This is a genomic window from Streptomyces sp. LARHCF249, assembly GCF_052871255.1.
In genome coordinates, this window is record NZ_JBIXJQ010000004.1 from 618,707 (window position 1) to 642,948 (window position 24,242).

Annotated in this window: 20 protein-coding genes and 7 pseudogenes; 19 read left to right on the top strand and 8 right to left on the bottom strand. The window is 68.2% G+C overall.

Annotated elements, in window-relative coordinates:
- The first annotated feature begins 44 nt into the window (after positions 1–44).
- Positions 45–488 carry a hypothetical protein gene (locus ACIPUC_RS14605; RefSeq protein WP_446589599.1) on the top strand — a complete coding sequence of 148 codons (444 nt, stop codon included), beginning with the start codon at positions 45–47 and terminating at the stop codon, positions 486–488.
- On the top strand, positions 485–1,045 hold the full coding sequence (locus ACIPUC_RS14610) for a hypothetical protein (RefSeq protein ID WP_446589601.1): 561 nt from the start codon (positions 485–487) through the stop codon (positions 1,043–1,045). Before ACIPUC_RS14605 ends, ACIPUC_RS14610 begins: the two co-directional genes overlap by 4 nt.
- A 207-nt stretch (positions 1,046–1,252) precedes the next feature.
- On the opposite strand, the pseudogene ACIPUC_RS14615 reads toward ACIPUC_RS14610, so the two are convergent.
- The 3 genes and pseudogenes from ACIPUC_RS14615 to ACIPUC_RS14625 all read right to left on the bottom strand — a co-directional run bounded on the left by ACIPUC_RS14615 (position 1,253) and on the right by ACIPUC_RS14625 (position 3,071).
- Positions 1,253–2,092, bottom strand: a pseudogene (locus ACIPUC_RS14615) (IS5 family transposase).
- A 49-nt stretch (positions 2,093–2,141) separates the two neighbouring features.
- The gene (locus ACIPUC_RS14620; RefSeq protein WP_446589603.1) at positions 2,142–2,723 is read right to left on the bottom strand and encodes a hypothetical protein; all 582 of its coding nucleotides are present in this window, start codon (positions 2,721–2,723) and stop codon (positions 2,142–2,144) included.
- A 114-nt stretch (positions 2,724–2,837) separates the two neighbouring features.
- Positions 2,838–3,071 (bottom strand): hypothetical protein, encoded by a 234-nt coding sequence (locus tag ACIPUC_RS14625; RefSeq protein ID WP_446589734.1) that lies wholly within the window; start codon positions 3,069–3,071, stop codon positions 2,838–2,840.
- 861 nt (positions 3,072–3,932) lie between these two features.
- On the opposite strand from ACIPUC_RS14625, the gene ACIPUC_RS14630 reads away from it, so the two are divergent.
- The 8 genes and pseudogenes from ACIPUC_RS14630 (at position 3,933) to ACIPUC_RS14665 (ending at position 11,264) form a co-directional block, all read left to right on the top strand.
- Positions 3,933–4,310: a hypothetical protein gene (locus ACIPUC_RS14630; protein WP_446589604.1), complete on the top strand. Its 378-nt coding sequence runs from the start codon at positions 3,933–3,935 to the stop codon at positions 4,308–4,310.
- Positions 4,288–4,632: pseudogene (locus ACIPUC_RS14635) on the top strand (transposase); the annotation flags it as partial. The gene ACIPUC_RS14630 and the pseudogene ACIPUC_RS14635, both read left to right, overlap by 23 nt.
- Entirely contained in the window at positions 4,629–4,910 is a 282-nt protein-coding gene (locus ACIPUC_RS14640; RefSeq protein ID WP_446589605.1) for a hypothetical protein, read from the top strand. The pseudogene ACIPUC_RS14635 and the gene ACIPUC_RS14640, both read left to right, overlap by 4 nt.
- A gap of 8 nt (positions 4,911–4,918) precedes the next feature.
- A complete protein-coding gene (locus ACIPUC_RS14645; RefSeq protein ID WP_446589606.1) occupies positions 4,919–5,329 on the top strand; it encodes a transposase in 411 nt (136 codons plus the stop codon).
- A gap of 657 nt (positions 5,330–5,986) precedes the next feature.
- On the top strand, positions 5,987–7,750 hold the full coding sequence (locus tag ACIPUC_RS14650; protein WP_446589608.1) for a family 43 glycosylhydrolase: 1,764 nt from the start codon (positions 5,987–5,989) through the stop codon (positions 7,748–7,750).
- A gap of 225 nt (positions 7,751–7,975) precedes the next feature.
- Positions 7,976–9,583 (top strand): annotated as a pseudogene (locus tag ACIPUC_RS14655) (glycoside hydrolase family 43 protein); the annotation flags it as partial.
- A gap of 24 nt (positions 9,584–9,607) precedes the next feature.
- The gene (locus tag ACIPUC_RS14660) at positions 9,608–10,051 is read left to right on the top strand and encodes an RICIN domain-containing protein (protein ID WP_446589726.1); all 444 of its coding nucleotides are present in this window, start codon (positions 9,608–9,610) and stop codon (positions 10,049–10,051) included.
- A 955-nt stretch (positions 10,052–11,006) separates the two neighbouring features.
- The gene (locus ACIPUC_RS14665; protein WP_446589727.1) at positions 11,007–11,264 is read left to right on the top strand and encodes a hypothetical protein; all 258 of its coding nucleotides are present in this window, start codon (positions 11,007–11,009) and stop codon (positions 11,262–11,264) included.
- Positions 11,265–11,474: 210 nt separating this feature from the next.
- Here ACIPUC_RS14665 and ACIPUC_RS14670 read toward each other — a convergent pair whose 3' ends face one another.
- Positions 11,475–11,978, bottom strand: a complete 504-nt coding sequence (locus tag ACIPUC_RS14670; RefSeq protein WP_446589609.1) for an N-acetyltransferase — start codon at positions 11,976–11,978, stop codon at positions 11,475–11,477.
- 503 nt (positions 11,979–12,481) lie between these two features.
- Between ACIPUC_RS14670 and ACIPUC_RS14675 the strand changes: the two genes are divergently transcribed.
- The 4 genes from ACIPUC_RS14675 to ACIPUC_RS14690 all read left to right on the top strand — a co-directional run bounded on the left by ACIPUC_RS14675 (position 12,482) and on the right by ACIPUC_RS14690 (position 16,598).
- The gene (locus ACIPUC_RS14675) at positions 12,482–13,066 is read left to right on the top strand and encodes a hypothetical protein (RefSeq protein WP_446589610.1); all 585 of its coding nucleotides are present in this window, start codon (positions 12,482–12,484) and stop codon (positions 13,064–13,066) included.
- Between the two features lie 596 nt (positions 13,067–13,662).
- Positions 13,663–14,772 carry a FecCD family ABC transporter permease gene (locus tag ACIPUC_RS14680; RefSeq protein ID WP_446589611.1) on the top strand — a complete coding sequence of 370 codons (1,110 nt, stop codon included), beginning with the start codon at positions 13,663–13,665 and terminating at the stop codon, positions 14,770–14,772.
- Positions 14,772–15,557 (top strand): ABC transporter ATP-binding protein, encoded by a 786-nt coding sequence (locus ACIPUC_RS14685; protein WP_446589612.1) that lies wholly within the window; start codon positions 14,772–14,774, stop codon positions 15,555–15,557. Before ACIPUC_RS14680 ends, ACIPUC_RS14685 begins: the two co-directional genes overlap by 1 nt.
- A gap of 15 nt (positions 15,558–15,572) precedes the next feature.
- Entirely contained in the window at positions 15,573–16,598 is a 1,026-nt protein-coding gene (locus ACIPUC_RS14690) for an ABC transporter substrate-binding protein (protein ID WP_446589728.1), read from the top strand.
- Between the two features lie 823 nt (positions 16,599–17,421).
- On the opposite strand, the gene ACIPUC_RS14695 is transcribed toward ACIPUC_RS14690, so the two are convergent.
- A complete protein-coding gene (locus tag ACIPUC_RS14695; RefSeq protein ID WP_446589613.1) occupies positions 17,422–18,180 on the bottom strand; it encodes an RDD family protein in 759 nt (252 codons plus the stop codon).
- A gap of 353 nt (positions 18,181–18,533) precedes the next feature.
- On the opposite strand from ACIPUC_RS14695, the pseudogene ACIPUC_RS14700 reads away from it, so the two are divergent.
- Together ACIPUC_RS14700 and ACIPUC_RS14705 are read left to right on the top strand one after the other, a co-directional pair.
- Positions 18,534–18,692, top strand: a pseudogene (locus ACIPUC_RS14700) (hypothetical protein); the annotation flags it as partial.
- Entirely contained in the window at positions 18,641–18,763 is a 123-nt protein-coding gene (locus ACIPUC_RS14705; RefSeq protein WP_446589614.1) for a hypothetical protein, read from the top strand. The pseudogene ACIPUC_RS14700 and the gene ACIPUC_RS14705, both read left to right, overlap by 52 nt.
- A gap of 774 nt (positions 18,764–19,537) precedes the next feature.
- On the opposite strand, the gene ACIPUC_RS14710 is transcribed toward ACIPUC_RS14705, so the two are convergent.
- The 3 genes and pseudogenes from ACIPUC_RS14710 to ACIPUC_RS14720 all read right to left on the bottom strand — a co-directional run bounded on the left by ACIPUC_RS14710 (position 19,538) and on the right by ACIPUC_RS14720 (position 22,466).
- On the bottom strand, positions 19,538–20,926 hold the full coding sequence (locus tag ACIPUC_RS14710; protein ID WP_446589615.1) for a hypothetical protein: 1,389 nt from the start codon (positions 20,924–20,926) through the stop codon (positions 19,538–19,540).
- A gap of 286 nt (positions 20,927–21,212) precedes the next feature.
- Positions 21,213–21,503, bottom strand: a pseudogene (locus tag ACIPUC_RS14715) (ATP-binding protein); the annotation flags it as partial.
- A gap of 90 nt (positions 21,504–21,593) precedes the next feature.
- Entirely contained in the window at positions 21,594–22,466 is an 873-nt protein-coding gene (locus tag ACIPUC_RS14720) for a hypothetical protein (protein ID WP_446589616.1), read from the bottom strand.
- A gap of 440 nt (positions 22,467–22,906) precedes the next feature.
- Here ACIPUC_RS14720 and ACIPUC_RS14725 point away from each other — a divergent pair.
- From ACIPUC_RS14725 to ACIPUC_RS14735, 3 genes and pseudogenes are all read left to right on the top strand, one after another.
- Positions 22,907–23,059: pseudogene (locus ACIPUC_RS14725) on the top strand (IS110 family transposase); the annotation flags it as partial.
- Between the two features lie 59 nt (positions 23,060–23,118).
- Positions 23,119–23,793 (top strand): annotated as a pseudogene (gene istB, locus ACIPUC_RS14730) (IS21-like element helper ATPase IstB); the annotation flags it as partial.
- Positions 23,794–23,880: 87 nt separating this feature from the next.
- Complete coding sequence (locus ACIPUC_RS14735; protein ID WP_446589617.1) at positions 23,881–24,240, top strand: Imm51 family immunity protein; 360 nt, start codon at positions 23,881–23,883, stop codon at positions 24,238–24,240.
- Positions 24,241–24,242: the final 2 nt, after the last annotated feature.

Sequence of the window (24,242 nt, forward strand, 5' to 3'; positions counted from 1 at the left end):
CCCGACACCTATCCGCACCTCACGGACGTGTCCAGGTCGCAGTCGTGACCTCCGGCGTGGACCATGACGGCCCCATGCAGCAGCCCGGCGACCGGCTTCCGCTCCTCACCCGCGGCGAGGCTCGCGCGGTGATGGCCGTCTTCGGCGAACTGGCCGACGAGGCTCAGGGCGGCCTGCGGGTTGCCGCCCTCGATCTCCAGACCCTGATCGGCATGCGGCTACCCGCAGCGATGGTTGACCCTTCGATCGTCACGGTTAGGACACCACCGCACATGCACGCGAATGTGCCTTACGGTGACCTGATTCGCACCGCTTCCCGTGGGGCCCGATCTCAGCCGTTCCCGCCGCCCGGCCAGCCTGGCCGGCAGCCCCCGCCCGGACACGGCTACCTGCCGCCCGGCCAGCCGCCGCACCCCCGGGTACGGCTCCCCGCCTCCGCCGCCCGCGCATCTTGCGTGTTCGATGGTCCTGACAGACTGCGCGCATGAGCAATTCGTATGGGCAAGCAGTGCTGAGGACGCCGGACCTGGAAGAGGCTCTCCGGGCGGTCCACCAGTTGCTCGCTCTCGCCGACACTTCGGGGATGGATGTCACGTTCTTGGCCAGGGTCCACACCCCGCAGGCGCTTGAGCGGGTGGGCAAGATCCTCACCGAAATGAGCTGGTGGTCGGAAGGGGCTGATCGGTCGGCCCCGTTTGATGACAGCGACAACCCGGCCGAGCACCTGCCGGTCCTGGTCAAGTCATTCTGTTTGTCCCCGGACGCCGTCGAGGAGCTCTTGGCTGCGGTTGGGGGCGGTGGCTCAGTAGTGTGCTGGGATTTTTCAAGTTGGCCGGAGGCGCCTGAGGTGGGTCTTGGGCCAGGCGGCGAACGAGGCGCCTACGTGTCGCTATGCGTCAACGCGCGGGATCTGTACCTGGACGAGCCGTCGGAGGACCACACGGTCTATGCCCACGTGAAGCAACACGAAGCCGAGCGTGCGCCGTGGCTGGCAGCCCAGATCGGACTCCAAGTGTTCGGCGAACTGGTGATGGCTGATGACTGAACCTGCCGTGCGGTGAGTCGGCGAGTGCTTCGCAGCTTGCTGGTCAGCTGACGCGTCTGGGTTTGGTGCCCTGCTTGTGATGGCTGGGGCGGGTGTACGGTTCGCCGGTTTTGAGGACACGGCCATCGTCGCGTCCTGTCCGGAACGCGCGTCATGCGATGCGGGGCCCGGGGTGTTCGATGAGATAGCTGCGTTTAACTGACCGTTTCAGAATGAGATTCGGAGTCGTCTCAAGCCGGTGATGCTGCAGGCGAGTTGGAGCAGGCCGAGGTGCAGGTCCGCGCGTACCTCGTAGCGGATGCGTAGGCGCTTGAACTGGTGGAGCCAGGCGAAGGTCCGATCGACCACCCAACGGGTCTTGCCCAGCCCCGAGCCGTGGGCTACGCCGCGGCGGGCGCTGAGCGGCTTGATCCGACGCTTCCGCCGCAGGCGGCGGTATTTGTCGTAGTCGTAGCCGCGGCCTGCGAACAGCCTGCGTGGCCGTGTGCGCGGGCGTCCGCGAGGCCCCGGGTCGGTGGGATTGCGTCCAGGAGCGGCAGGAGCTGTGTGACGTCATGGCGGTTGCCGCGGGTCAGCGTGACGGCGAGCGGAGTGCCGCGCCGGTCGACGATCAGGTGGTGCTTGCTGCCCGGCCGACCCCGGTCGACTGGTGAAGGTCCGGTGTGAGCCCCCCTTTGAGTGCCCTGACGTGCGAGCCGTCGATCGCCGAGTCGTCCATCTCCAGGAGCCCCGCCGCTCGCAGTTCAGCGAGAAGGACCTCGTGCAAGCGGAGCCAGACGCCGGCTTCAGTCAGTCCCGGAGTCGGCGCCAGGCGGTCACTCCTGAACAGCCGACGACTTGGATATGCACATCGTGCCAGGCCACGCCTTTGCGCAGCACGTAGGCGATGCCGGCCAGTGCGATGCGGTCCGATACCGGCATTCGTCCCGGGTGGCGATGGCGTCGGGCGGGCCGGGCTGGGAGAAGCGGAGCTATCCGCTCCCAGAGAACGTCGGGAACAAGGTCGGCAGACGCGCAGGAGAGTCTGCCCGACGTGTTGTCAGGCACTGGCCGAGCTACCGGTGTCGATACGACTGGCGCCAGCGGCCGGTCGGGGTCAGCGCCAGCCTCCGTGGCGCGGTTCCACATACTTGCCGAACGGTGGATCGAATTCTTGCCCGTCGTCGTCGGCCACGACGTAGTCCGGTTCGGTCTTCGAAGCGGCTGCGTGCAACCGGACGACGAGGTCGGCGACAGGCACGATACGCAGCGACAGGGCTGCGGCCACCTGAGCAGCTTCGTCGTCGATGTCCGGGTTGTTCTTGTCGCGGAACCGTTGGAGGTGTTGGGCGGAGATCTGCATGACCTCCACATCGCCACCGCCTGAGAACGAGAGGCAGTCCCGCCACTCCAGCCCGATCATGATCTCCAGAGCGTCCGCCAGGTCATCGGCGAGTAGCCCGCCTTCCCCTTCGGAACTCGCGAACACCACCGGTCGGCGGCCGTTCCGCTCGGCGCACAGGAAGTACGCCCCACCGGCGAACTCCCCGGCGATCGCCTCCAGCGGCGCACCCGAGGCCAGCCTCAGATCATCGCCGTTGTGCTTCCGGTGGATGTCGAAGCCGAACGAGGAACGCAGCAGCAGATCGATTTCCGGGGTGGTCCGGATCAGGTCAAGCAGATGATCACTTGAGGTCATGGCATGGACGATAGCGAGTGCCGCTGACGTGTCGGCGGCAAGGCGAACAGCGCGTGCCCGTGTTCGGCCGTGGCGCGTCCCCGAGGATGACGCGCTCCACATTTGCCATGGAGGTCAGACCACGCCTGAACCCAAGCGATTGCAGCTCATTCTGAAACCACCAGTAAAGCGGACTCCCGCGCCGACGATGTGGGGTGCGTTCACCGTCTGCCAACGGGCCTGGGCGGACTCGATCAGCTTGAATACCATGGCCAGTCCGGCCGCGCGGCTGCCCGCGATTTCACGGACGATCTCGTCGATCAGGGATCCGTCTCGCGTGGAGCCATCCTCGTTGACTGCCGTGAGCACGGACCTATCGATCCCTTGGGAAGGTGGGCCCACTTCCTTCGGGCCGATCCACAGGTTTTGAGCATGTGCTCCGTCGGACTCGACGGAGCACATGTGGCCATCCGGATTACGATGGCTCCTGCGGTCCGGCAGGGCGTCGGCGAGGAGGGCGGGGGCGTGTGAACAAGTCGGATGCCCCACAGCAGGAGCCTCTCTGGTTGGTGGCGGCGAACGTTGTGGCCTGGCGTCGATGCGGAGTCGGTGGCCAGGAACTGCGCCCGGGGACGAAGTACTTCAAGGGCGGATCGAAGGTCTACATAGTCGGCGTGTATTGGGGTCCTGGAGGTGATCGGGTCACGGTGGTCGGACGTGAACGGCACACCAGCCGGTGGATCGTCATCGACACGGCGACGCGCCACCTCCACGGCTTTCGACCGAAACTCGTCCACACCCCCCGTGTCCTGGAGCGGCTTCGTGAAGCAGGAGTCGAACGTGGACTTGACGCGGACTACGCAGCGGACGTCTCCGCGACGCTGGAACGGTATGCGCGCCAGTACCGCGCCGAGACGGCGCCGAACAGTCCGCACCCGGGCCGATGCCTGTGCCACGCCTGCCTGACCGGCGAGTCCGGGTAAGCGCGGCAGGCGCGCTGCTGCGTGCCGACGGCTGGCATGACGAGCATCTTCGTGCCCGACTTCAGGGCGATGCCTGGCCGTCCTGATTGGGTTGTTCTGGGCCCTGCCTGCTGCCGGGCGTGATGCTGTCAGCCAGCTGGGCGAGGGGAATGAATGCGACTTTGGTTCCTCGAGCCTGTCTGACAATTCGCATCGGATCGGGCCGGGCCTGACGCGAATTAGCGGACAGGCCTTAATGTGATCACCCATGAGACGAGGGTGGGCGCTCGCCCTGGCCACGGCTGGTGCCGCGGTCCTGGCTGGGGGCGGATACGCGGTGGGGGACTGGACGGGTGGCCGAGGCAAGCCGTCCTGCGCCGAGGTGCGGCAAACGGCCGAGGACCTCTTCGGCCAGTGGTCGAAGCTGGACACGGACGACGGGGTGCGGCCGGTCAAGGTCAGGGCGGCGGTCGACATCGTGCTGGTACATGGAGACTGCTTCACGTTCGCTACGCAGTCCGCAGCGCGGGCCGCATTGCAGCAGCTCGACGTGAGCGGCGACTCGACCCCGATGCAGATCGCGGCAGGCCTTGTGGCCTGCGAGGCGGTCGTCAAGAACCCGTCCTCATGCCGGACCAGGCCTTAAAGGGTGTTGCCCGAGGCGCAAGCCACTCCGGGTGCGGGGTGACAAGGCGTATTCCTCGCGCGCCAACCGTGCCTACCTGCGCAGACGCGCAATACGGTGCACCATCGCTGAGCCAGCCGATCAGATCTGCAACCGTAAGCGCCGTGGCAACGGTGGTGGACGGCCGCCGGCCTTTGACCGGGAGGACTGCAAGGCCCGCCACGCGGTCGAGTGCGGGATCAGCCGACTCAAGCAGCACCGGGCGGTGGCGACTCGTTACGACAAGCTTGCCGTTCGCTTCGAGGCCACCGTCCACATCGCGGCGATCCACCAGTGGCTGTGAACCACCGACCCGGCGCATGCGATCGGGGCGACATCCACGCCGTACTCCGGAGCAGCCCGGCCGCGCGGTGGCGCAGCTGCTTCCAGCTGATCGGGCGCTGCGTGGCGCCGCTCTGCCGGTTCAGGAACAGGTCCTCTAACGTCCCGAGTCCCGAACTGCGCCGCACGGCCATCATGCGCCGGCTCATCTCCTACTCCCTGGTCATCGGACACCATGACGCCGGGCTCACCCCGCAGCAGGCCGTCGCCCTGATCCGACGTTCCATCAGAGCCGTCTGACGAACGGCATGGCATACCGACCGACGCCCCTCGCCCCCGCCTCGCCCCATAGCGGCCGCCAGCGGCAACGTCCAGCTCGGCGAGACACTCGCCGGCCTGCACCGCCCGCAGGCCGTCGTCCGGTGCGCACCAGGGAGTTCGCTCACGGACACGGCGTGCGTCGCTCCCGCTACCGAGGACAGCCCAAAGCCCACCTGCAACACGTACTCACGGCTATCGCCGTCAACATCGAACGACTCAGCTGTCGAACAGTGGCCGAGGAAACCTCCACATCGAGACAACCCACCGCCTTCCAGACCTTCCTGGACCAGCAGAGGATCCCCCGGTCGAGGGTCCTGGCGAACCCTCGGCAACCTGACTGCGACTATCAGGATCACCGACAGAGTCAAGCCAACTGCCGCCCGCGCCGAGGAGTGTGAGCGCTCACGTCCGACCCGTCAGAACTTTGACAGGACGAGATCCTGATGACGCCTCAGTAACGGGCAGGTTGCGACGCGGGTACTTGACGGCCTCTCATGTGCCGTGGTTTTCTCCCTGCAACACGCCGGATGTTCCACTTTTAAGTTGTTAGCGCTAACAATATGCCGGAGGCCCGGCATCCCCACCCTGCAGGGATCACGTCTTGCCGCCGCCCCGGACGAACAGTCCGTTCGCGCAGGTCAGCGCACCAATCCAGATGACCAACCGCCCCGATGCGGGACACGGTCACCGGCCCGGACGACCGAAAGGCAGCACAATGGCCGACACCACCAACTCCCGTGCAGGCAGCGGCCGCCCGCCCGGCATCCGAGTAGGTGAAGACGGTCTGACGGATCGCCAGCGCTTGGCGGCTCCGTCCGCATCGCACGGTTCGCACTGACCACACCCCGAGCACAGCAACGTCCCTCCCCCGCATCTGACCAGCTGCTCAGTCCCCGACCCGCAACACCAGGAAGGGCCACACCATGGCCAGTAGCGCCGTCCACAGGCCAACGGCTCACCCGACCGCAGTGAGATCACCCGCCACCGGTACGAGCCTCGCCCGGGCAACCTGGGTACTGATCCTCACATTGGCGTTCGCCGTCCTTCCCACCGCAGTGCATCCCACAGCGGCCAGGGCCGACAACCCGATCGTGCAGCACGTCTACACCGCCGACCCTGCCCCACTGGTGCACAACGGGCGGGTCTACCTCTACACCGGGCACGACGAGGACGGCTCCACCTCCTCCTTCGTGATGAAGGACTGGCGGGTGTGGTCCTCCGCAGACATGGTCAACTGGACCGACCACGGCTCACCGCTCAGCCTGAACACCTTCAGCTGGGCGGGCGCCAACGCGTGGGCGGGCCAGGCCGTCGAACGGGACGGCAAGTTCTACTGGTACGTGCCGGTGTCGGTCCGGGCGACCGGCCAATTCGCCATCGGCGTGGCGGTGTCGGACAGCCCCACCGGCCCGTTCCGGGACGCCCTCGGCCACCCGCTGGTGGAGAACAGTGAGATCGACCCGACCGTCTTCATCGACGACGACGGCCAGGCCTACCTGTACTGGGGCAACCCGAACCTTTGGTACGTCAAGCTGAACGCGGACATGACGTCCTACGCAGGCAGCCCCGTCGGAATTCCGCTCACCACCGAGGGCTTCGGGTCCCGCACCGACAACCCCGACCGTCCCACGCTGTACGAAGAAGCGCCATGGGTCTACAAGCGGAACGGCCTGTACTACATGGTGTATGCCGCCAAGTGCTGCTCGGAGTTCATCGCCTACTCCACGGCACCCAGCCCGACCGGACCGTGGACCTACCGTGGAACAGTCATGCCCGCCCAGGGCAACAGCTTCACCAACCACGCGGGCATCGTGGACTTTCAGGGCAACTCGTATTTCTTCTATCACAACGGCGCCCTCCCGGGCGGCGGCGGCTTCACCCGCTCGGTCGCAGTGGAGAAGTTTTCCTACAACGCTGACGGAACGATCCCGACGATCAATATGACGACGGCCGGGGCGCCGCAGGCCGGCACGCTCGATCCTTATGTCCGCCAGGAAGCCGAGTCCATCGCGTGGGGCAGCGGCATCGAAACCGAACCCTCCAGCGAGGGCGGGATGAACACCAGCTGGATCGAAAACGGCGATTACATCAAGGTCAAGGGCGTAGCATTCGGCACCGGTGCCGGCTCGTTCACCGCCAGGGTGGCCTCAAACACCAGCGGCGGCCGAGTTGAGCTGCACCTGGACAGTGCTACTGGGCCGACGGTCGGGACATGCACGGTGTCGGGCACCGGAGGCTGGCAGACCTGGAGCACGGCATCGTGCCCTGTTACCGGTGCGACCGGGACCCACGATCTGTACCTGCGCTTCGCCGGTGGCAGCGGGTACCTGTTCAATATGAACTGGTGGCAGTTCACCACCGGCCAGTCCACCTTCTCGTCAACCGCCGTCGCCCAGCACAGCGGGCACTGCCTGGACGACCCCAACCAGAGCACCACCGACGGCACTCAGTACCGGCAGTACACCTGCGGCGCCGGTGAGGAACAGCGGTTCGACTTCCGTCCGGTGCAAGGGGTGGCGGACACCTACTCCCTGGTGAACCGCCACAGCGGCAAGTGCCTCGACATCCGCGGTGTCTCCACCGCCGACGGTGAGGCGGTCCACCAGTGGACCTGCCACGGCGGCACGAACCAGCAGTTCACGCTGCGGCATGTCGCCGCCAACGACTACCAGCTCGTCGCGGTGCACAGCGGCAAGTGCGTGGACGTCAGCGGGATCTCCACCGCCGTCGGAGCATTGGTCCACCAGTGGACCTGTGACTCCGCCAGTGCCCTGGCAACCAAGAAGAACCAGGTCTGGCGCCTGACCGGCAAGAGCTGAACCAACACAGGGTCGGGCCCGGGCCGGCAACCCGGTGCCCGACCCTGTCCAGGGCCTTTGCGCGACGGCTTCATCTCGCCGCCCGGCCTGGGTCAGCCCTCGGGTCACGTCAACGAGGTGCAGGGCGCGGCGCACTCAGATCACCCCCCTGAACGGCTCGTCCTCGGAAATGTTAACGCTAACACTTCGGCTCTCGGTCCCCACACGTGAGGAAGCTGATCTCGCATGTCCTGGCTCCAACACCCCCACAGCCGCCGGAAAGTCATGGCGGCCACCGTCGGCCTGGTCGCGGGCGCCACGCTGCCGGCGATAGGCGCGAGCGCGGCGGCGGGCACGACGGCCCAGCAGGAGCAGTTCACCAACCCGGTGATCTGGCAGGACTTCGCCGACCTCGAGGTCATCCGCGTCGGCGACACGTACTACTACACCGGCTCGACCATGCACTTCTCGCCGGGCGCGCCCGTCCTGCGCTCCTACGACCTGGTCAACTGGGAGTTCATCGGCCACTCGGTGCCGGTCCTCGACTTCGGCGACGCGTACGACCTCAAAGGCGGACGGGCGTACGTCCAGGGCATCTACGCGTCCTCGATGCGCCACCGCCCCAGCGACGGGACCTTCTACTGGGTGGGCCAGATCGGCGGGCAGCGGTCGTACGTATACAGAGCCACCGACGCGGCGGGCCCCTGGACCCGGCACGCCGAGATCGGCAGCAATTACTACGACGCGGGGCTGCTCTTCGACGACGACGGCACCCCGTACGTGGCGTACGGCGCCAACGAGATCCACGTCGCGCAGCTCTCCCCGGACATGCGCACCGAGGTCAGGTCCGAGCACGTGCTCACCAAGCCCGACACGTTGCACTACATGGAGGGCTCCCGCTTCTACAAGATCAACGGGAACTACTACATCTTCGTCACCCGCCCGCCCAACGGCCAGTACATCTGGAAATCCACATCAGGCCCCTTCGGCCCGTACAAGATGCGGGAGGTGCTGTTGGACCTGCCCGGCCCGATCCCCGGCGGCGGCATACCGCACCAGGGCTCGCTGGTCGACACCCCGAACGGCGACTGGTACTACATGGGCTTCATCGACGCCTATCCCGGCGGCCGCGTCCCCGCCCTGGCCCCGGTCACCTGGAACGCCGAGGGCTGGCCCGAGCTCCAAACCGTCAACGGCACGTGGGGCGAGACATACCCCTACCCGGTCACCCCGCACCCGCTCCCGCCGATGACCGGCGCCGACACCTTCGAGGGAACGGCGCTGGCGCCGTACTGGGAGTGGAACCACAACCCCGACACCGCCGCGTTCACCGTCAACAACGGGCTCACCCTCAGGACCGCCACCGTCACCGACGACCTCTACAGCGCCCGTAACACCCTCACCCGCCGCATCCAGGGCCCCGCCTCCACCGCGACCGTCGTGCTCGACTGCTCCGGGATGGCGGACGGCGACCGGGCCGGGCTGGCGATGCTGCGGGACTCCTCCGCCTGGATCGGCGTCACGCGGCAGGACGGCGTCAGCAGGCTGGTGATGTTCGACGGCCTGACCATGGACGCCAACTGGAACACCAGCAGCACCGGCACCGAGCGGGCCCGCGCCGACCTCCCCGCGTCCGGTAGCCGGGTCTGGCTGCGCGCCACCGCCGACATCAGCCCGGGGCCGGGCCGCCAGGCGACGTTCTCCTACAGCACCGACGGCACCACCTTCACCCGGCTCGGCCCGGCCTTCACCATGAGCGATAGGCCTCATTTCTTCATGGGCCACCGCTTCGCCGTCTTCAATCACGCCACCCGGGCCCTCGGCGGCGAAGTGCTGGTGGAACGCTTCGAGTTGCGCGCGCACGCGCCGGCGGCCCCTGTGGACACCAACGCCTGGTACGTCATGGTCAACCGCAACAGCGGCAAGGCACTGGACGTGGAGGGCGTGAGCTCCGCGGACGGCGCCGCCCTCACGCAGTGGGCCCGGTACGACGGGCCCAACCAGCAGTTCCAGTTCGTGGACTCCGGTGGCGGCTACTACCGGTTGAAGGCGAGGCACTCCGGCAAGCTGCTGGACGTCTCCGGCTGGTCGACGGCCGACAACGCCGCCATCCACCAGTGGAGCGACCACGGTGGCGTGAACCAGCAGTTCCGGTTGGTGGACTCACCGGACGGATACGTCCGGTTGATCAACCGCAACAGCGGGAAGGCCGTCGAGGTACCGGGCTTCTCCTCCGCCGACGGGACCGGCATCGTCCAGTATTCGGACTGGGGCGGCGTGAACCAGCAGTGGAAGCTCGTCCGCGTCGGCTCCACGGGCTAGTCCTCCTGCTGACACCGGTATCCGGTTCAAGCCGACCGAAACTCCCCCTGCCCGCTGGGCAAGGGGAGTTTCGGTGGCGCGCGCCCGAGGTCGCACGGCCGACAGCGAGGTCCGAAAAAATCTTGGACCGGACGGCAACCCTTCCTGAAGAGGGTCATCCGGCGCCCACAGGACCCCCACCCCGCCACCCACGCCGCCGTCGCCCTGCTCACCGACCTCTACCGCGAAGACGCCTGACACCCGAGCCCCTGGTCCGCGGGCGCCAGCCGGCTCACTACATGAGGCGCGGGCTGACACGAGCCCAGCCCATGACGTTCCTTGCCATCCAACCCAGACGCCGCAGGCCACAGGTTCGGGCCGAAGGCGGCGTCACGCGACTGCCTTGACAGCGAAGTTAGTCCGCGCAGGTCACCGACTTCAGCCGGACTAACTTCGCTGTCAAAGGACAACGGTTTGAGGCCTCAGCCGGACAGAACTCAGATCAGCGGCGTCTTCCGGCGCGCCGACGCGTCAAAAGACAAGCACACCCAACTGGGCGCCCGCCTTCGCCGCCGTCGACCGCGCGGCGTTCCTGCCTCCGGTCATGTGGCCGTTCATCCCAGCCGACCACCAGCAGCCCGGCGATGTCCCCGCCGCCCGAGCCGTGACCGTAGACCGGCGCACAAATCCGGCCGCCTCGTACGGATACGCCGACAGTGACCTGTCCGTGGTCGCCCAGTGGGACGACGGCGCCCATCGCGGCACTAATCCGGGCACGATCCCGACCTTCGTGAAGCTCTCAACCCTCGGTGGTGTTCCGCCTCCTCGCCGCCCTGGACGCTGACGCCGGCATGCACGTCCTGGACGCGGGCACCGGCACCGGCGAGACCGCCGCACTCCTGGCCACCGCTGCGGCGCAGCCAACGTCAGCACCATCGACGTGGACCCGGCCGTGTAGGCAGCGGCGCGGGAACGGCTGTGCACCCTCAGCCTCTACGCCGAGGCGGTCACCGGCGACGCCCTCGCCGGGCACCCCGACCGTGGCCCGTACGACCGGCTGCCGTGCACGTTCGGAGTGCGCAGCATCCCGCGCGCATGGGTGGAACAGGTCAGGCCCGGCGGCGTCATCGTCGCCCCGTACGGAACGCACTACAGCAGCCGCGACGCCGCCGCCCGCCTCACGGTCCACGCCGACGGCACCGCGTCCGGCGGCCCGTTCGCCACCGCGGTGTAGTTCATGAAAGCCCGCTCGCACCGCACGGTGTGGCCGGACGCCGGGCAGTACGTCAAGGAGTGGCCGGGCTCGAGAGGCACGGCCGTGCAGCCCGACCAGCTCGCCGAGCTGTTCTGGCGGCCCTCCTCGCATGCGCCGAGCACCCGACGACCACCCAATCGAGACGGCCGTTCGAGCACCAAGCCCCCAGAGCATTAGGACAAAAGCTACTTACGCGTCGGGGTGCTCCGGCAGGGCGAGCCAGTCCGACCAGGAGATCTCGCGGCCGAGGAAGCGCGGCTGCTCGAACGGCCAGTCGGCGGCGATCCACTGCGGCACCAGCGCGTCGAGGGCCTGCTCGACCTTGCTGCCCACCAGCTCGTCCACCACCCACCAGGAGATCTCGCCGTCCGCGCCGGCCCTCTCCGGTGGGTCGATGTAGACACAGCCGAGCAGAGCTGTCTCCGCCGCGTCGAACAGCGCGTAGTTGAAGGACTGGTGTGCGGCGATCTCCTTCTCGTGTCGCAACAAGTCGGCTTGGTCGGCCTCGTAGGTCATGGTGGCCGCGGGCCAGCCCCAGGCCGGGCCGTAGATGGTCCACAGCCGCTCGCGCGAACCCATCACAGCCGGATAGTCGAGCGGGGTGTCCGTCTCGCGGATCGGCCGCAGGTGATGACCACTGCCCGGCAGCGGTACCAGGACGGGATGGACGAAGCTATCGGGGAGCCAGCTCATGACGCCCGACCGTACCAGCGCGCGGCCGCCCGCTCCCCTGGATTTTCCCCGTATACCGCCAGGCCCTGCTCTCATGCCGGGCAGTGCCCGCGATCACCCGATCGAGACTCCCGTTCGATCGACAGACTCCATGATCGGTATGGCAACGGCTTCTAACAGCTTCAGAGCTCAAAGTGCTGGCCGCGTGGAGAAGTCCCCGCCGGACTTGCTGCGTCGGCTGGACCGGCCGACGGTGCTGCACGCCTCTCGATGCCACAGCTCTGGTAGTGGGTGCGACGCCGTAGTTCCGCAAGGTGTTCGGATTGCCGGGCGAGTCGAGGAAGATGTCCGCTGCCGACTGGACGGTCGGCGCCTTCCCGGTCGGTAGCTGCAGAACAGCGAGTACTGCTCCCCTTTGCCACAGATCACAGAGTCGCTTCGCGCCGCGGCCCGGGGACATCGCCGCACATGGAGCTTCCATTTTCCGCAGATAATAGGACGTTGTCTGCGTTAAGTTGACGCGCATGATCTTCGACGCCTCCGCTCTCCGCAAGGACACCGACGCCGACGGCTTCCCGTACAAGGAATCCGGGGTGACGTTCCTCCGCGTCGAGCACAGCACCGGCATCGTTACCTCTGACCACACCGTCACAGGCAAGCGCCGGATGGTCACCGACCACCAGCCCGGGGACTTGCTCCTCGCGGCCTGGACGGGCCAGTACCGGACTGACCTATTCACGGTCACCCACGAGCGGGCAGCGCTCGCACTCGGCGTCACCATCCCCGGCGCCCGCGAGGGCGACACTCCGTCCGTGGTCCCGACCCCGCTCGGCGACCTCACAGACGTGGAACTCGTGTGCGACGACAGCGGGGCCGTCTGCGGCATCGTAGGCAAGAGCACCAGCCGAGGCACGTGGCAGGCCGTGCGCTGGCACAAGGGCGGCGGGTCGAGCGGCGGAGGCGGCGGCACCCTTACCGCCACCAAGGAAGCCGTACGCCAGCGCGTGCTTGAGGGCGGCCCGCTGGACGCTGCCCCGCAGTGGACGCACGTCTTCCTGACCGAGGCCCAGCGCAAGGAGCTGCGTGCCCGGGGGCGCGCCCGCAAGTAGCGACAGTAAGCCCCTCGGCGCTGACGGGCCGCGGCCGGCCAGCACCGGGGCCATTGTCAGTGGCTGCCCCCGCGTCATCGGCGCGCGCTGACGACCACGGCAGGACGTTGCGGCTTGGCCATGTCCTCGTCGCGTTGGTGGAAGGGATCCATCTCAGTCCGTGCGAACGGCTGGTTCCTCCCTCGGGCGCCTCGCCGACCGGTTGCAGCCGGCAGGACGTGACGAAGGGCATCCAGTGCGCGGATGCTCGATGACGGGCGGCGTCGGGGCCACGCGCGTCAGTTGGCCGACGCACGCCTCGATCCTGACGCTCGCCGGACACATGCGGGCCCTCGATCTGCGGTTCCGTGTCGAAGGGGCCCCGCGTGCAGGTTATGCTGCAATCCGTCCCGCGGGGGAAGTCCGGTCGAAGTCCGGCGCTGACCCGCAACGGTAGGCGGAGCCGCACAGGCGGCTCCGTGAGCCCGATTACCCGCGGTGATGAAGGCTCCTGTCAATTCGCCGTGGACTGCGAGAAGGCGCTGCGCAGGGCGCCCCGCGTCCCGGGCCGCTCCTGTGCTCATGTAGGGCACGGCCTGAGGCGAAGGCGATCCGCCGTGGCCACACCCGTGGAACTCGAACCAGCCGCGCCACCTCACACGGCGCCTACCGGCCTCGGCCCCGCGCCGCCCAAGCGCCTATCACTGCCCCTTCTCTTCGTCACCCTGTGCGTCGCGCTTGTGCTCTCCATCGTTTGCGGGGCGGGGATGGGGGCGTCGGGACTTTCCTGGGGCGAGGTGCTGCGTTTTCTGTGGGCCGGGCTGACAGGCGGATCCATATCGCATGACGAAGTGTCGGCTTACACGATCGTGTGGGAACTGCGCTTCCCGCGAGCCGTGTTGGCCGCGGTCGTCGGAGCCGGTCTGTCGGCGATCGGGGTCGCCGTTCAGGCCATGGTCCGCAATGCACTCGCCGACCCGTTCGTCTTGGGTATTTCCTCGGGCGCGGCCGTCGGTGCGAATGCAGTCCTTCTCTTCGGGGCCTTCGGCGCTCTCGGTCTGTGGGCCCTGTCCACTGCGGCCTTCCTCTCCGCGCTCCTCGCCATGGCGCTGGTGTACGCGATCGCCCGCACCGCTGATGGCCTGACCCCGCTGCGGCTCGTCCTGACGGGCACTGCGATGTACTACGGCTTCTCGGCCGTCACCACGTTCATGGTGTTCGCGGCCGAACGCGGCGAGGCGGCCCGCTCCGCCATGATGTGGCTGCTCGGCAGCCTCGGCGGAGCCAGCTGGGCCTCCGTGCCGATCGCCGCCGGAGCCGTGCTCGTCGGCCTCGCCCACCTCACTGTGTCAGCGCGTCGCCTGAACGCTCTGGCGATGGGTGACGAGACCGCGGCCGCCCTGGGAGTGGACGCGGGGAGGCTGCGCAAGGAGCTGTTCCTGATCTGCGCCGCCGTCACGGGGGCCGTGGTCGCGGTGAGCGGTGCGATCGGATTCGTCGGCCTGATGGTTCCGCACGCCGCACGGATGCTGGTCGGCGCGGACCACCGCAGGCTGCTGGCCGTCGCCCCCCTCGCTGGCGCCGTCCTGCTGATCTGGGTGGACATCCTGTCCCGTGTCGTGCTCGCACCCGTCGAGCTGCCGGTAGGAGTGCTGACCGCCGCCATCGGCGTGCCGTGCTTCGTCCTGCTGATGCGCCGCCGCTCCTACACCTTCGGAGGCGCGTGATGCGTATCGACATCGATGCACTGACGGTCGAGATCGCCGGCGCGCGGCTGGTGCGGGAGGCCACACTGCGTGCGGACGGCGGGCAGGTCGTCGGGCTCGTCGGGCCCAACGGCAGCGGCAAGTCCACCCTGTTGCGCTGCGTCTACCGAGCCCTGCGCCCCTCGGCCGGTACGGTCCTGCTCGGCGGCGAGGACCTGCACTCCCTGAGCGCACGCGAAGGCGCCCGCCGCCTGGCCGCCCTGCCCCAGGAAGCGGTCACCGAGTTCGACTTCACGGTCGGCGAGGTCGTGGCGATGGGGCGACTGCCGCACCAGCGCTCCGTGGCCCGGACCACCGACGAAGACCGGAAGACGTGCGAAGCCGCGCTCGTCAGGGTCGGAGCCGACCACCTCTCCGACCGCGGCTTCCTCACCCTCTCCGGCGGCGAGAAGCAGCGGGTCCTGATCGCCCGCGCGCTCGCGCAGCAGCCCCGCGTACTGGTGCTCGACGAGCCCACCAACCACCTCGACATCGCCCAACAGTTGGAAGTGCTGGCTCTGGTACGCGGCAGTGGGCTGACGGTGCTCACCGCGCTGCACGACCTCAACCTCGCCGCGCTCCACTGCGACCTCCTCTACGTCATCGACAGCGGCCGGATCGTCGCCTCCGGCGCTCCGCACGACGTGCTCACGCCCGAGTTGCTGGCCGAGGTCTTCGGCGTACGGGCCCACCGCGTACCGCATCCGGAGTCCGGCGCCGTACAGCTGCTCTTCGACCGTCTCCTGCCCACTCAGCCCGCTTCCTGAGGAGTCATGGCCATCATGCCGAACCTCGTACGCCCTGCCGCACTCGTATTCGCCGCCGCCCTGGTGCTCACCGGATGCGGCGCGGAGGTCACCTCTCGGGATGGAGAGGGTGGTGATGCCAAGGCACACGGCGGCCACTATCCGGTGACCATCGAGAACTGCGGCCAGAAGAAGAGCTACGACAAGGCCCCACAGCGCGTGGTCACCAATGACGTCGGTATCACCGAGATCATGTTCGCGCTGGGACTCGAGGACCGTATGGCGGGCTATGTGATGCCCGACGACAGGGGCGATCTCACATCCGTTCCGTGGAAGGACGCTTACCAGAAGACGAAGTGGCTCTCGCAAAAGACGATCAACAAGGAGCTGGTCCTCGACGCTCGCGCCGATCTGGTGTTCGCGGGCTGGAACTACGGCTTCAACGAGGGGGAGGGCTTCAGCCCCGCCGAGCTGGAGAAGGTGGGCATCGACTCGTACCTGCTGAGCGAATCGTGCCGCAACGGGCAGGGAAAGGCACGCGGGGTGATGCCGCCGCTGGAAGCGCTGTACACCGACCTGCGGAACCTGGGAAGGATCTTCGACGTCGAGGACCGTGCGGAGGCCCTCATCGCGGGCTTCGAGAAGCAGGTGGCCGAAGCGGAGGCGAAGGCCCTGAAGGGCGCTGACCGTCCGCGCGTCTTCCTCTATGACGACGGGCAGGACAAGCCGCTGACCTCGGGTCTGTACGCCGGGCCGCACGACATCATCACCAAGGCGGGTGGCGATCACGTCATGAAGGACCTCAAGGACAGCTGGGCGACGGTGGGCTGGGAGACCGTGGTCGAGCGTGACCCCGAGGTGATCGTGATCAACGATTACGGGGACACCACCGCGGAGCAGAAGCGGGAGTTCCTGAAGTCCTATCCGCCGCTCGCCGGCGTCTCGGCCGTCAAGAACGACCGGATCGTCGTCCTCGACTACGCGGAGCTGGTGGAAAGCCCGCGCAATCCCGCGGCCATCGCCTCACTCGCCTCGGATCTGAGGACGTTCTCTCGCGGCTGACCGGCAGAGGGACTTCGGCCGCCGCCTCGTCACGCGGGTGGCGGTACCGGCCCTCGCAGCAGCGCCATCGGGCGGGGAGCGTTGCCGTGAGTTGCAGCGCTTCCCGGCTGCGGTTCGGCGTCGGACACCCGAACGCGATGCCGATCTGGGATGCCAGCCCGGACAGCACGTGGTTCGTTATGCCCGTCGCGCAGGCAACCGCCATGGAATGTCTGGACGAACTCCAAGACGCGAGCACACTGCGGGCCCTGGTGGACAGACTGTGCTCCATACTGTCAAGTTGGCGGAGGCTCACTGAGGTCGCCGCGGTGCTGCCAGGCATGACCGAGATGCGTCGGTTCCAGGCTGCCCCTCGTTCCGGGAGACCCTCGGCGTGGAGTTCGGCACGGGGCGTGCGGAGCCTGCCGTGTCTCAGATGACGCTCTTGGGAAGGGAGTTGGCCCCCTGCGTCCCAGCCGATTTGGAACGGTGACCCGGACTGCTCTCGGGGCGCCGAATGGACCTTCCCGCTCATCGACACATCCTGAGTCGCCACCGGCGCAACGGGCCTGTTGGAAAACTGCTGGTCACAGCCGCTCTTTGCACAGCCGCCTTGGTGCAGAGAAGGTCGAGGCAGTAGCGCCCGTTCATTCGGAAGTCGGCCAGCTTGAAGAAGTTCTTCTTGCCGGTGGCCTCGGCGAGCCGCTGGAGGAGGCCCAGGGGAACCCTGCGGTCCACGGCGAAGTGGGTGGCTCCCGAGACTGCGAGGGCGGCGGCCAGGGCGGCCGGGTGGAGGCGGATTCCGCGAGCTGCTCTGCCGCTCTGGTGCTGCGCTGGGTACGCGTCAGGTGGACCGGACGACGACCGTCTTGGCGGCCTTGTCGTGCAGGCCCTGTTGGTAGGGCTTGTCGACCAGGATCGAGATGAGCACGACGATCCACCAGACGGGGCCCAAGCAGCAGGGGAGGAGGCACGGCAGCCACAGGGTGGCCGCTCGGCCGAGGGCGACGTTCGACGGGGGCAGGCTCCCGTCGTTGAGCACGGCGACACGGAGGCTCATCGCCTTCTTGCCGAGGGTCTGGCCGCTCTTGCGGGTGAGGAACCAGTCATAGGCGATGTAGGCGACGAACCAGATCAGCGCCCACAGCAAAAAGGCGACGCCTAGCCAGGTGCTGGCGGCGTCGGACATCTGCATCTCGCCCGTGTAGGGGTCATCCGTTGGCCAGGCGATGCCGATCAACCAGAACGCGAAGAGCGTGATGAGGAAGAACGGGGCAGTCACGATCAGCCCGTCGATGATGCGCGCGACGACCCGCTTTCCGATGTCCCCGAGCGGGGGCATGCCCGCCAGTGGGTCGGGCACGGCGTAGCCGCCGCTGCCGTACGGGACACCCGAGCCGCCTCCCGCGCCGTACGGAGGCGGTGGCGGCGGGTATCCACCGCCCGCGCCGGAGCCGCCGTAGGGGCCTCCCGGCGGCGGGGTCCCGCCGCCGGGTGGCGGCGAGCCGTACGGCGAACCGCCCGACGGAGGTGTCGGTTCCTGGGGCTTCTTGAGGAACGGGTCCTCAGGCGGCTCGCCCGTCGGCGGCTGGTCGGTACTCATGGCCCGAGTCGAACGCGCCTCCGGCAGCCCCGCAACGGGACGGCGTCCGTTCGGGGGAGGCCCCGACCTTGGCCGTGCCGCTCACCGTCGCGGCGGGTGGCGTGGCCCTCGTCTTCACCATCGCCGGCGTCATCGCCGCCTTCATCGCGACCTCCAAGAGGTACACCAGTACCTGAGCACCTCTGCGGCGGCGCTGGGTGACCGCTCACCTGTGGTCTCGGAGCCCGGGCCGCGAGCTGAGCGGCGGCCGGGTTCTGGCTCATGGACGCCAGTACCGGTGACCTTGTACGCACCTTCGAGGATGTACGGGACCGGGACCGGACCGGGACCGCGGCTCGCCGGGGCATCCCGACGACCGGTCCGGCGAGGTCCTGACGGCCCGGTTCACCTCCGACGGACGGTTCGCGGTCTCGGGCGAGGATGACGGCCGGATACGGATCTGGGACACGGCGACCGGCCGTTGCGTCCGGACCTGGACGGCCACGACGACGACGTCTACGGCATCGCGCTGACCCCGGACGACCGGTTCCTGCTCTCGGGCAGCTCGGACGGCATCTTGCAACTGTGGGAGCTCCACTGGTAGCCGACACCGTCCTGCCCTGGTCCCAGACCGCGTACGAGAGGGCCGCCGCGCACGCCGCGTTTTCCCTTGACAACGCTCGCTAGCGGCCGCCGTCAGGCTGCGGTCAAGGGGTGCCCCTGCACGCTGCTCCTTCGAAACGACCGCCCCGGGGGCAGTGAAGGAGACGAGACGATGATGACCACCCCACCCTGGCTGCGTCAGTGACAACTGACTCCATTGGTCGCTCAGTTTTGACTCCACTCGGGGGCCTCAGGGACAAGATCCGAATGCGAGAAGTGACTCCACTGCCAGCGATTCCGCAATGGATATTTGGGGCATCCCGGGTCTGCTGCTCTCCTGGTGTCGGCTTACACCCGAACATACCCAGGCAGGGCCGCCCATCACGTCGAGGATTTCGATGGGCGAGCGCTGTGAGATCGTGATCGATTTCGACTCATATAACTCATTCCCGCCCCGCTGACAGCGCCGGATCCAACCGTTGTGGCCGCCCGGGCTCCGGGCGGCCACACGGATGCTCGGGAAGGACCGGCGCAGAGACGGGTCTTGACGACGTCCCTCCCGCTTCAGCGCAGTGCTCTTTCGAACGTTCCGGCCTCCGGCGGGGCTGTCTGCCCGATCGAGGGCTCAGCGCACTCGGTCGTAGACCAGGACCAACGTGCCGTGCTCGCCCGTGGCCTGACTGACGAGCGCCCACTGGCCGAGGGTGCGCTGACCTCCTCGACTCCTGGCACCGTGGCCATACGGCCCGGCGGGCTGAACTGCCTCCGGTGGCCGTCAGCCGGTGCAGCCCGGGACCGCGCCGGCCGGGCTGCAGTTGTTCGGCTGGTTGTCGCGAATGACGTCGCCGTTGACGGTGAGGACGCCGGAGGCCTTGAAGATGCCGCCGCCGTCGCCCGCCCGGTTGTGGGTGATGGTGTTCTCCTCCAGCGTGGTGGTGCCCAGCCCCGTGGTTCCCCCGGCGTGGTAGAGGCCGCCGCCCTGCGCGGTGCCGTCCTCGGCGGTGGCCGTGTTCCGGAGGACCTTGTTGTGCCTGGCTGTCAGGGTGCCGCCGTCGGGGTTGTCGAGGCCGCCGCCCTGAGCCGTGCCGTTCGGTGCGTCGGCGGTGTTGCCGGTGATGTGGCTGTCGGTTAGGTCGAGCGTGCCGAAGGGGCCCACGCGGACGCCGCCACCGCGCGCGGTGCCGCCCTCGGCGAAGGCCCGGTTGCCGCTGATCTTCACCTTGCTCACGGTCATCAGGGCGTTGTTCGCGATGCCGCCGCCCTGGGCGAAGCCGTGCGGAGCGTCCGATGTGTTGTCGCTGATGGCGCCGCCGGTCACGGTCAGCCTGCCGGGGGCCGGGATGCCGTTGGAGACGGTGCCACGCGCGAATCCGCCCGGGGCGAAGGACCGGTTCTTGCTGATGATCGTGTCCTCGACGGTCGTCTCGGCGAAGCTGATGATGCCGGCCCCGAAGGCGAAGCTCTGGGTGTCCTTGGTGACGGTCGCGGTGTTTCCGGTCAGCCGGGAGTGGGTGACCGTCAGCGGACCGTCGTTCGCGATGGCGGCGCCGGCGGCGCCACCACCGTTGTCGCTCCCGCTGTAGATGACGTGGTTTCCGGTGACTTGGGTTTCACTCACGCTTGCGGTGCCGGGGTTGTCGATGGCGCCGCCCTGGGCGAACACGTCGGACTGGGACGTGTTGCCGATGAATTTGCTGTTGGCCACCTTCATCGTTCCGGTGTTGGAGATGCCGCCGCCGCAGGCCAGGCCCGGGGGGTCGGGGAAAGCCGGGCAGTCCGTGGCGAAGCCACCGCTGATCGTTGTGTGGGTGAGCGTGAGGTTGCCCGTCGGTCCGACGAAGAGGATCCGGAACTTCGGCACGTTGTCTGCGTGCTCGTCCCGCCTGATCGTGGCCCCACGCCCGTCGATGGTGATCTCACTGGTGATCACCGGCAGTCCGTTGCCGGGGTTCACGGGGTCCGGCGCCGTCAGCTTGTACGTGCATTTGTGCGCCAGCCGGATCGTGTCCGGTCCCGGTGAGCTGTTCGCGGCGTTGATCGCCGCGACGAGTTCCGGGACGGAGCAGCGAGCCTGCACCGTGGCGGCGTGAGCGGCCAGGACGGGGACCGCCACCAGCGCGCCCGCCACTAGGCCGAGGACGGCCGGGACATGCCGACGAGACATCGGAGACTCCTCTTTCTGCGGTGTACGGCCGGCCGTCAGGGGACCGCAACCAGCCGAGCCCAGCCGACCATGCGCAACCGACGTCGGCTTCCCGGCGTGATCCGTACGGGCGGGCGGACAGCCCGGACGGAGCATGAAAACGCGCGAACGGGCCAAGACGAGCGAACGGGCCCCCGCTGGTGGCGGCCGTTCTGCCAGGCCAGGCGGCCCTGGACGGTGGAAGCCGGTTCGTGGAACAGGTCGGCTTGGCATTCTTCCTCGGCCAGCCGGTCGCGGACGAAGGCGATCAGCGCGTCGGTGCCCGGTGGAGGATGCCGGGTCGCGGGGCCCGGTCAACTGACGGCGGCGGCTGCTTCGGCGCGGGCCGGGCCCGGGTGACGGCCAGGCGGTAGGAGTCGGTGCCGGTCTCGATGATGTTGCCGCCGAAGGTGAGGCGGTCCACGATGGCCGCGCAGAGCCGGGGATCGGTGAAGGTCTTGGTCCAGCCCCCCAACGATTCTTCGGAGGCTATCGCCACAGAGCTCTTCTCCTCGCGCTCGGTCAAAACCTGGAAGAGGAGTTCGGCACCGCGCCGGTCACCGACGTGATGGAGTGGCACGCCGGCGGCGGAATCCGCTGTGCCGAACTGGCTCGTGCGTGACGCGATTCCGAGCCTGCGGACGACGATTCAGGAACCGTAGGTGATGGACACCTGCGCCGATCCGGTGGCGGGGCCGGAAGTGCCGCCCGCCGGGACGAGGTTTGACCCGCCACCGCCACCGCCGGGCCCGGCGGTGCCGTCGGCGTTGACCAGGAAGCAACCGCCGCCTCCGCCACCGCCGTGCCAGCCGCTGCCACCACCGCCCCCGCCGAATCCGCCACCGCCTGTGCCGCCGGTACCGGGCGTGCCGTCGGTGCCGGCCCTGAAGCCCTCGGGGCAGGCGGCTCCGCCCTTGCCGCCGAGGGTCTGGGTTCCGCCGCCACCCCCGCCGCCGCTGTCCGGTCGCTCGCCGCCGGGCTTCCCGGTGTCGCCCGCGTCTCCGCCGGTGGCCTCGCGGACGGGGTTTCCGGTGAAGCTGGAGCCGCCTCCGCCGCCCCCGCCGCCGGCGGCGACGATGAGGCGGGGGTCGGTGCCGGGAACGCCGGTCAGGGCACAGCTCGCGCGCGCCGAGCTGCAGGTGCGGACGTCACTGGCACCGCCGCCGCTGCCGCCGGGGCGCTGACCGGTGACGGCTCCGCCGCCCGTGTCGACGTTGACGTAGTAGATGGTGCCGGGCACCACGGTGAGGGTGCCGGTGACGGTCGCGCCGTTCCCGCCCGCTCCGCCCTCGATGGGGGACCGTCCCGGCTCGCCGGTGGCGGTGACGGTCAGTCGGGTGACGTCGGCCGGGACGACGAACCGCTGGTTGGCGCCGGCGGTGAAGGTCTTGGTCACGGGCGCCGCTGCGGCGGGCGCCGCGGGCACCACCAGGGCCGTCGGCAGCGCTGCGGCGGCGAGCAGGAGCGCGGCCCGTCGGGCCGTGCGCCGAGGGCGTTCGGATCGCTGTGGGGTCAAAGTCACGATGGGGACTCCTGGACAGGGCCGTGGCACCCACCCCCGAGGCGCGCGCGGACGTAGGTCGATGGTCCGGCCCCTGCGCGGGACCGTCCGCCGCGGACCGTCCGGGCCGCAGCGGTCAGGCGTCACGCTCTCCCTCAGTGTCTCCGTTTCCCGGCCCGCCCGCCTCCCGGCGTCCCCGTCCGTCCAGGCGTCCCGGATCCCCCCGTTACCGTCTTCGTGGCTCCGCAATGGGGCCTCCGGCCTTCGGGTCCGGCATGGCTTCCCCCCTTGTTGCGGTTGATGATCCGTGGGTGTCACCGGGCCCGGAGGCATCGACGGACCGCTGATGAGGGGCTTGAGCACCGGCTTCACCCGAGCCGGAAGAGCTCTCCGTAACGTGGATGTGGCAGCTCGGTGCCGAGGCAAGGTCGGACGAAAGCGTGAGCGGAGGGGGCCTGCACGTGATCGACACCGGCGACATCGACGTCTTCCTCGGCCTGGACGTCGGCAAGGGCGAACACCACGCCACCGCAGTCACCCCGACCGGCAAGAAGGCCTTCGACAAGCGGTTACCCAATACCGAACCCAAGCTCCGCGAGCTCTTCGCCAAGCTGTAGGCCAAGCATGGAACGGTACTTGTCAGCGTACGAAGTGAACGTGCGCCACCTCGTACGAAGGAAAGTGCACCTTCCTTGATGCGTTGAAAGGCCGTGGCCGGGAGCCTGCTGTCGTCGGTGATGACCGACGCTTCCGCCAAGGCCTGCGGCTCTCTCGGCTGCCGCACCACAAGACACTCGAGGACTACGACTTCTCGTTCCAGTCCGAGCTCGAACCCCGCAAGGTCAAAGACCTCGCCACCCTCTCCTTCGTCGAGGCCAAGGCCAACGCTGCCCTGCTCGGGCCGCCGGGGGTGGGCAAGACACACATCGCCGTCGCTCTCGCCGTCGCGGCTTGCCGGGCGGGCTACTCGATCTACTTCACCAGCCTCGACGACATGGTCCGCAACCTCACCGCTGCCGAATCCGCAGGCCGCCTGACCAGCAAACTCGGCAGCTACCTGCGGCCGGCCGTCCTTGTCCTGGACGAAGTCGGCTACCAGCCTCTAGCGCGAGCCGAGGCAAACTTGGTCTTCCAGGTCATCTCAAAGCGATACGAAAAGGGCTCGATCATCCTGACCTCGAACAAGACCTTCAGCGAATGGGGACAGGTGTTCGGCGACGAGGTCCTGGCCACCGCCATCCTCGACCGCCTCCTCCACCACTGCGGAGTCATCTCCATCAACGGCCCAAGTTATCGCCTCAAGAACCGACTTGCTGCCATCGAACGAGAACGAGACGAGGCAGCCTGATACCGATCGACGCCAGGACGCAGACCTGCTCGTCCTGACAAGTAACCCGGAACGGCGTCGGGACACGGCGATATCTACCATCGCCGCATGACCGATGCATCAGCCCTGGCTCCATTCCATCTGGACGAAGGCAGCGAATCCGATCCCTCCCACTGCCTCTATCTCTTAGGCGGCGACATGGAGCAGGTCGCCGACGTGTTTGAGGAACACAACGCCGAGAGCCACGGTCACGGTTGGGAAGGCCTGGCTGAGTCGCTGGTCCGCTCCCGCATGCCCGAAAGCGTCGACATGCTCCGCTCCGGATCCGAGGCCGGCACCTTCGTGGTCACAAGCACCGACCTCAAGGCCCTCACGGATCTGGCCGTCCTCCTGCACTCGGCCTTCCACAACCGGGAACGCCTCAGCGAGTACATCCTGACGGCGGACCCACGGTTCCTACCCCGATAGAC